The following is a 7,938-nucleotide window of genomic DNA, read 5'->3' as shown; positions in this document are numbered from 1 at the left end:
ACGCCACTGGCCCTCGCACGTCGCCACCACCGACCCGCCCCCTCAACCGCCCCCCGGGGGCGCGGGTGGGTTGGACGGGCCCATCCCCCGTTGGGGGGGAAGCCCGGGACTGAACTCCGGGGCTTCCCGCACATCTGGTGATCCTTAGTGACGCACGGCCTGCCCATCCCACGAATCATTCTGCGCTCGCTGGCTGCGTGCGGCATCCAGGACCAGCAGGCATACCGCCGAGATTGCGGCAGGAAGGGCCAGCACACTGAAGATCGCACCGAAATTCCAGCCTATCCCAAGCAGCATGGCTCCGCCCAGCGTGCCGGCCACCCCGCCAAGCCGGCCGATTCCCAGCATCCAGGCAACGCCCGTCACCCGGCTGCTGGTCGGGTAGTAGTGCGCCGCGAGCGGTGACATTGAAGCCGCCGCGCCCGATACCGTCACGCCCATGACCACGATCAGCGCGGTCAGTGCGCCGCCCTGGGACATGTAGTGCCCGATCACCAGCACGATGCCCGCTGCCGCGCCAAAATAGGCGGCCACGACGCGCGTGGGTCGGAACCGGTCAGTCAGCAGGCCCGCCAGCAGAATCCCGGCGCCCCCGCCAATATGGAACAGCGTGGCGGTGATCGTCGAGTCGTGGAGCGACAAACCCGATACCGTGAACAGCGTGGGCAGCCAGTTGTTCACCAGGTAAAGGATCATCATGCACATGAAGTAGCACAGCCATAGCGATGCTGTGCCAAGCGCATGGCGCCGGTCGAACAGTTCGGCGATAGGCGACCGGGCGCGCCCGGCAGCCGGCACGTTCTCGCACGTCAGCGTCACGTTGCCCAGCCGTGCGGCCGGCGCGATCCGGTGCAGGATATCAACGGCGCGTTGGCCACCCTGGCCGCTTACCACCAGGAATTTCACCGACTCTGGCAGCTTTGCCACCAGCAGCAAGGTCAGCAGGACGGGCAGGATCCCGCCCACAAGCAACACCGCCCTCCAGCCAAAGTGCGGGATCAGCCAAGCAGCCGCCAGGCCGCCCGCCGCATTGCCCAGTGCGAAGCCGACCAGCATGGCGTTGACCACCGTGCCACGAATGCGGGTCGGGGCGTACTCCGCCATCAACGTCACCGTATTAGGCACCGCAGCGCCCAAGCCAATGCCGGTGATGAAGCGCATGACGGTCAGCATCTCGGGAGAGGTGGAAAACGCGGCGCCCAGCGTGAACAGACCGAAGACCAGCACCGCACCAATCAGCACCCGCTTGCGGCCAATGCGGTCCGCCAGTGGGCTCACGGCCATCGCACCCACGCCGATGCCCACAAGCGCGGCGCTCAGCGCTGGCCCAAGCGCCGCCCGCGACACGCCCCAGTCGTGGATCAGCGAGGGGACAAGGTAACCCATTGCGCCAGTATCGAGTCCGTCTAGCGCAATGATCAGGAAGCAGAGTACGAACAGCCCGACATGAAAGCGCGAGAACCGCTGCGCGTCGATGAAGGCTTGCACATCGGTGGTTGCAGACGCCGTCATCGGGCGCTCCCAAAGTCGGGGCCGCAATCCACGGGGCGCACGCGCTCACACGTACGCTGCAAATGCCGGATGGGGCATGGGAATGCCGGGCGGCCCGCGCCGTCGGTAAAACCGGGCATGGTCTGTCTCCTTCTGTCGTTATGGTCCGGCAGGTGCCTGGGGCACCCTGCGGACGGCCGCAAATTGTATAGGGCTCTGACACCCATGTTAGAGGCGACCCACGCGGGCCGGTATGCACGCATCCTGCAGAACACAATCAACCGCAGACGCGGCAATCCCCCGGCGACGCGCGCGCGACAATTCTTGCCACAACACCGCATACATCGCATACACCGCCGGAGACAACATGAAACCCACCCTGCTCACTGCCAGCCAGATGGAGACTGAGGCTTCCCCGGGCGATTCCAACGCCCTCGGGTCCTCGCCTGCCCTCGACCAGCTACTTGATCGCGAAGCCATCCGCGAATGCCTGTTCCGGTATTGCCGTGGCGTGGATCGCTGCGATGAAGCGGCGTTGCGCAGCGCGTACTGGTCGAACGGCACCGACTCGCACGGTCCGTATCGCGGCAGCGCCAGCGGCTTCATCGACTGGGTGCTGGAACGCTTGCGTACGAGCGAGCGCTCGATTCACATGATTTCCAACCTGTCCATCACGTTGCACGGGCAATGGGCCGCCGTGGAGTCATATTTCCAGGCACTTCAGCGCAAGCCCGACGAAACCGGCACTTCGCGCGAGGTCTTCCTGGCCGGCCGCTACGTGGACCGGTTCGAAAAGCGTGCCGGCGAGTGGCGCATCGCACATCGCGTGGTGGTCTACGACTGGATGCGCGACCTCGGCACCCCGGCTCTGCCGGAGCACGAGCATTTCGGCCCCCGCCAGCCCGTTGGCAGCCGGTTTCCGCATGATCCTGTCTACGCATTGCTGCGCGGCGCGCCCGACGCCGACCGCCTCTCGACGGACTGAGCCGCTCTGGCGCGCCAGCGCCATCAGTTAGAACAAGTGCCGGATGCCCACGGCCGCGCCCAGCTGGTTGGCGCCCGGTGTGGTATAGCCAAACCCGCCCACACCAGAACTCAGCCCCAGGTTCGCATCGCCCTTGTTCAGGGTGTAGCCCACACTCAGGTAGGCGTTAGTCCGCTTGGAGAATGCATACCGGGCGTTACCAACAAAGAGCCACGCGTCGTTGCCGGTGTTGCGAAAGTCCTGGTAGTACGCCGCCGCGCTCAGCGCAATAGCCGGCGTGGCATCCCAGATCAGACCTGTCCAGTACAGGTTCGAGCCCTGGTTCGCCGCACCGCTGCTGGCACCCGCCAGCAGCGCGCCATCGTAGGCGCGCGCCCAGCGATAGCCGGCAAATGCCTTCACGCGCGAGAACGCATAGGTGCCGGCCACCACTGCCCGGCGCGTCTTTGCGTCGGGATTGCTGGTGGTGGTGCCGGTGTTGACTTCATCGTAGACCGCGCCAATGGCGAACGGTCCGCCGCTGTAGCTCACGCGAAAGCCGTACTCGCGTCCGATCTTGGGATCGCCGGGGATCTCGCTGCCGTTGACCGTGCTGCTCTCGGCACCGGTACTGTACATGGCCGATGCCGTCACGCCACCGAACGTGCCGGTGTACTTGACGGTGTTGTCGGCGCGCGATACGAACGCGATGTCCTGATTCAGAATCGAGTACCTGGGCGCCAACAGCATCGGATCGAATGCGCCGATGAAATCGAACAGGGCGTTCTGCTGCCGCCCCAACAGCAGGCTGCCCCAGTTGCCCTGCAGGCCAACGTATGCCATCCGTCCGAACAGCCGCGATCCCTGCGATGACTTGCCGGTGTCCGTGTCGTACCCGCTTTCCAGTACGAACACAGCCTGCTGCCCACTACCAAGATCCTCCACGCCGCGCAAGCCCCAGCGCGAACCCGCCGTATTGCCCGACGACACGCGCACGATCGAGTTGCCCCCGTTCGGCTGATGATTGGCATAGTCGATGCCGGTATCCACCACCCCGTAAAGTGTGACGCTACTTTGCGCACTGGCTGGCAACGCACACGCCAACGACAACAAACCAGGCACAGCCACCTTGTACTTCATTATCGGTCTCCATTTCTTGTGATGGGGGCCCCTATGGCATGACCGGCATGACCGCCATGGCCGTGACATGCCCGCGAGATGCCCTGCCCCCTGCCGGGCATCCCGTTTTCGCCCCTGGAGGGCACTGCTTGCCGCAGGCCCGTTAAGGGCAGATTCGAAACGATTGGGTGACTAGGGCGCGCGTAGCGCAGCGTGCGACGAAGGTGGCGATGGCACGGGCAGAACCTGCCCCGTCATGTATCGGGCACGCGGCCCGGCCATGAAACGCAGCAACGGCGCCAGTGCGTGAGGATCGGGGCATGCGGCCTGCACGGCGTTGATGCGCAGGTCCTCTGCTCCCCACTCGCAGGCCAGCGTTGCCACCAGCATGCGCGCGGCCGCAGCATCGGCGGCGGCACGCCAGTCGCCCGGTCCCTCCGAGGGCAACATCAGCGTGAGGCTGGCAGGTCCGGCATGCGCATGCCTGAACCGTCGTGCCGCCATGCGTACCGCTTCGAGACATTGTCCGGGCGCCGCATCGAGAGGCGTGACGTCGAGCACGGCGAGATACCCGTGGCCCTCGCCGGCAACCACCTGCCATGCCTCGGCCGATGCGCCGATGATCTCCATGCTCACCGGCATATCGAGCGGCACCGGTGGCTGCGTGGCCGGCGCGAACGCGCGGCTGCCGCCGAACACCGAGGAACCCCCATCACTGGACACGCACAGCCCTGACAGCGGCGCGGCATCCTCGCTTGCCAGGAACGCGAGCATCTCGGCCATGTCCTCGGGCTCGGCAATGCGTCCCAGCGGAACCTTGGCCACCGCATCGGCCGGCTGCAGGCGGCCGGTGGCGATCAACGAATCCACCAGCGCTGTGCGCACGAACCCCGGACACAGCGTGGTCACGCACCAGTCGTCTCGCTCGCGTGCCAGCGCACGCGACATCGCAATCAAGCCCGCCTTGCTGGCGCTATAGGCACCACGCCACGGAATGGCGCGCAGCCCCGCCCCCGATGCCACGTTGACGATCCGCGCGCCTGGCACGAGCCTTGACGAGAACGCCTGCACTAGCCGCGCCGGCGCATCGAGGTTCAACGCCACCAGCGGACGCCATGTCGCATCGTCCTGATCCACCACGGCCAGGTTGCCGCGATCCGACATGCCGGCATTGTTGATCAGCGCATCGAGCGAACCCACGCGCCCCGCCAGTGCTTCGACTGCGGCCGAGTTGGTCAGGTCCGCCGTCATCACCCGGTGCCGGGTATTGCCGGCCGGCGGCATGCCGGCCAGCGTCGCGGACAAGCCCTGTACCTCACGGTCGACCAGCACGCATTGCCATCCGTCACGTGCAAGACGCTGCGCGGCGCTGCGGCCGATTCCCGAGGCCGCGCCGGTGATGAGTACCGTAGGCAAGGTCAGAGATTCGTGAACGTGACACCACCGTCCACCGCCAACGCCTGCGCGGTGATAAAGCGCGCTTCGTCGCTGACCAGGAAACAGATGCCTTGCGCCACGTCGTCCACGTTACCCAGACGCCCCATTGGCGTACGCGCCACCCGGCGCGCGTCGCGCTCGGCGTCGCGGTTGCGCTGCGTGCCTTCGGTCGGCACCGCCGATGGGCAGACCGCATTGACGCGGATGTTTCGCGCCCCCAGCTCCGCTGCGGCGGCCCGCGTGATGCCGAGGATGCCGGCCTTGATGCCCGAGTACACCACCGAGTTGGGCGCCGATACGAGCGCAGCCGTGGAAGCCACGTTGACGATGGCACCGCCGCATTCCGGGTCCATCGCCTCGGTCGCGGCCTGAATGCCCCAGACAACGGATTTAAAGCCGATATCCAGCATGCGATCAAGCGTTTCCGGCATGATTTCCGGCACGGACTGGTAGCGCACCCACGCGGCGTTGTTCACCAGGATGTCGAACCGTTCCCGATACTCCGCCGCCATGCGCACGGCTGCGAAAATGCCGTCGCGTGTGGCCACGTTCATCACCACCGGTATGGCCTCGCCGCCTGCGTCGCGAATGCCCGCCACGGTCTCCTCGACCAGTCCATCCTTGAGGTCGTTGACCGCAACGATGGCGCCACGCGCCGCCAGATGACGCGCCGTGGCACGTCCGATCCCCGCCCCCGCGCCCGTGACCAACGCGACGCGCCCCGCCAGATCCTGTTGCACCATGATGTCTCCTCAGATTGCGTCAATGAGCCGCCGGCCGTTGGCGCGCGCCAACGCGCCTGTATCGAATGCCGCGTCCAGCTTGCGCACCTCGCGCAGCGAGACATGCAGCGGCAGTTCCCACGTAAAACCCATGCCGCCGTGCAGATGGATCGATTTTTCAAGTACGAAGGCGGCGTTCGCAATGGCACCTGCCAATGCCGGCCGCGCGTCGCGCGCCTCGCCGAACTCGTTGCGCCCCATGGCGCGGTGCACGGCCGCCGACGAGGCTTCGAGCAACAGCTTCATGCGCGCCAGCAGATGTCGGACCGCCTGCTTGGCCGACAACGGCCGGCCAAACTGCACGCGCGTCGCCATGTAGCTGGCCGTCAGTTCGAGCGCACCCTGCGCCGCGCCATTGGCCAGCTCCGCCATCAGCAGGCAGGCTCCCTGTTCCAGCGTGGCGCGTGCTCCCGCGTCGATACGCGCCACGACCTTCGCGCCGGCCAGGCCGAGCCAGCTCTGCGGACACTCGGGATCGAGCGCACCGTCTTCATCGATGGCAACGCTCGCCACATCGAGCAGGACCGCGCCATCGTCGGCGGCGTCGCCCTCGTTGACCAGCACCCAGTCGCAGCGCGCCACGTGGCGCGCATGGCTGGCCATGCCGTCGGCGAGGCTGCCTTGCCAGGCGATCGTCGCCAGCTTCTCGCCAGCCGCCAGCGCTGCGGCCTGCGGCGTGCCGGCCAGCGCGCGGCTCAGCAGGATCTGCTCGGGCAGCGGCAGGCGCAACTGGAGGCGGCCCGCCGCGTTGACCACCGGCAGCGCGAAACGTACCGGCAAACCAAGGCCGCCATCGTCCTCGGCGGCGCTGACCCCGAAAAGACCGCCCTCGGCCAGTACGCGGCAGGCGTCGGCGCCTTCGCGCGCCAGTGCATCACAAATGGCCTCGGCGGCGGCTTGGGCGAATTCCTCGGGCCGCAGATCGTTGTCGTGAGCGGTCATGCCAACTCCTTGGGTAGATTCAGGATGCGCTGCGCGATGACGTCAAGCTGTACCTCGGTCGTCCCTGCGTAGATGGTCTCAGCGCGCGCAAACAGGTAGGCCTGCGTGAAAGCCTTGCGGGCGCGCTGCGCCTGCGGACTCGAATGGGGTCCGACCTTGGCCATCAGCGACAACGCGAGGCTCGCGAACGCCTGGTGGCATTCCGACCAAAAGAGCTTGGTCAGCGAGCCGCGCGCGCCAATCGATTCGCCGGCCATCATGCGCTCCACCGTCTGCTCCACCAGCCCCTTAAGCGCATCGATCTCGGCCAGCACCTCGCCAATGCGCCGTTGCACATGGCCATCCTCGAGCTGGCGCGCCAGCAGCGGGTCGGACTTGCACGCCGACACGAGGTGCCGCAATTCGGCCTCGAAGCGCCAAGCCCGATACATGCGATTGGTCGCCCGCTCGATCGACAGCACACGGATTGCCGCGTTCCAGCCTTCGTCGGGTGCGCCAAGCCGAGCGCTATCCGGCACGACCACATCATCGAAGAACACTTCGGCGAACGATTCCTTGCCATCGATGGACTTGATCGGCACCACGCGGATGCCGGGCGTCTGCATGGGCACCGCGAACATCAGCAGGCCCCGATGCTTGTCGGCCACAGTGCCCGTGCGCGTCAATAGCAGGCAGTAGTGCGCCTTGGCGGCGCCGCTGGTCCAGATCTTCTGCCCGTTGATGCGCCACTGGTCGCCTTCCTGCACGGCCTTGGTCCGCAAGCGGGCAAGGTCCGAGCCGGCGTCCGGCTCGGAGAAGCCCTGGCACCAGTATTCGCGCATGGCCAGGATGGCCGGCAGGAAGGCCTGCTTCTGCGCCTCGGTGCCGACGGTCATGATGATCGGGCCCGCCAGCTCTTTGCCGATAGAACTGACGCTCTCGGGCATCAGCAGCGCGCCAACCTCCTTGTTCACGGCGAGGTGCTCGCGCAATGACAGCCCATGCCCGCCGTACGCCTTGGGCCACGTCATGCCCGCCAGGCCGGCCTGGTACATCGCGGCCTCCCAGTCGCGCGATTCCTCGAGCGTGGGCGTCCGGTAAGCTAGGTTGTCGGCGCGCATGAAATCGGGAAGGTTGCCCCGCAGCCAGTTGCGCGCGTGCTGCCGATACACCTCGGGCCCGGCGGCCGGATCGGGGACCGCCACGTGTTTTTCGATAAGCATG

At 66.6% G+C, this 7,938-nt stretch carries 7 protein-coding genes; 1 reads left to right on the top strand and 6 read right to left on the bottom strand.

Translation table 11 applies throughout. The features are described from left to right. Positions 1–144: 144 nt before the first annotated feature. On the bottom strand, positions 145–1,512 hold the full coding sequence (locus tag ACO550_RS05450) for an MFS transporter (RefSeq protein ID WP_315591906.1): 1,368 nt from the start codon (positions 1,510–1,512) through the stop codon (positions 145–147). A gap of 346 nt (positions 1,513–1,858) precedes the next feature. Between ACO550_RS05450 and ACO550_RS05445 the strand changes: the two genes are divergently transcribed. After that, positions 1,859–2,476, top strand: coding sequence for a nuclear transport factor 2 family protein (locus ACO550_RS05445; protein ID WP_315591905.1), 618 nt, complete (start codon positions 1,859–1,861; stop codon positions 2,474–2,476). A gap of 27 nt (positions 2,477–2,503) precedes the next feature. On the opposite strand, the gene ACO550_RS05440 is transcribed toward ACO550_RS05445, so the two are convergent. The 5 genes from ACO550_RS05440 to ACO550_RS05420 form a co-directional block, all read right to left on the bottom strand. Next, positions 2,504–3,595 carry a porin gene (locus ACO550_RS05440; protein ID WP_315591904.1) on the bottom strand — a complete coding sequence of 364 codons (1,092 nt, stop codon included), beginning with the start codon at positions 3,593–3,595 and terminating at the stop codon, positions 2,504–2,506. A gap of 171 nt (positions 3,596–3,766) precedes the next feature. Next, positions 3,767–4,990, bottom strand: coding sequence for an SDR family oxidoreductase (locus tag ACO550_RS05435; RefSeq protein WP_315591903.1), 1,224 nt, complete (start codon positions 4,988–4,990; stop codon positions 3,767–3,769). 2 nt (positions 4,991–4,992) lie between these two features. After that, on the bottom strand, positions 4,993–5,757 hold the full coding sequence (locus tag ACO550_RS05430; protein WP_315591934.1) for a glucose 1-dehydrogenase: 765 nt from the start codon (positions 5,755–5,757) through the stop codon (positions 4,993–4,995). A gap of 6 nt (positions 5,758–5,763) precedes the next feature. Then, positions 5,764–6,735, bottom strand: a complete 972-nt coding sequence (locus ACO550_RS05425; protein ID WP_315591902.1) for an acyl-CoA dehydrogenase family protein — start codon at positions 6,733–6,735, stop codon at positions 5,764–5,766. Beyond that, on the bottom strand, positions 6,732–7,937 hold the full coding sequence (locus ACO550_RS05420) for an acyl-CoA dehydrogenase family protein (RefSeq protein WP_315591901.1): 1,206 nt from the start codon (positions 7,935–7,937) through the stop codon (positions 6,732–6,734). The genes ACO550_RS05425 and ACO550_RS05420 overlap by 4 nt, the downstream gene beginning before the upstream one ends. Position 7,938 lies beyond the last annotated feature (1 nt).

This window comes from Cupriavidus sp., from assembly GCF_057315035.1.
This window is presented reverse-complemented; position numbering and strand designations above follow the sequence as displayed.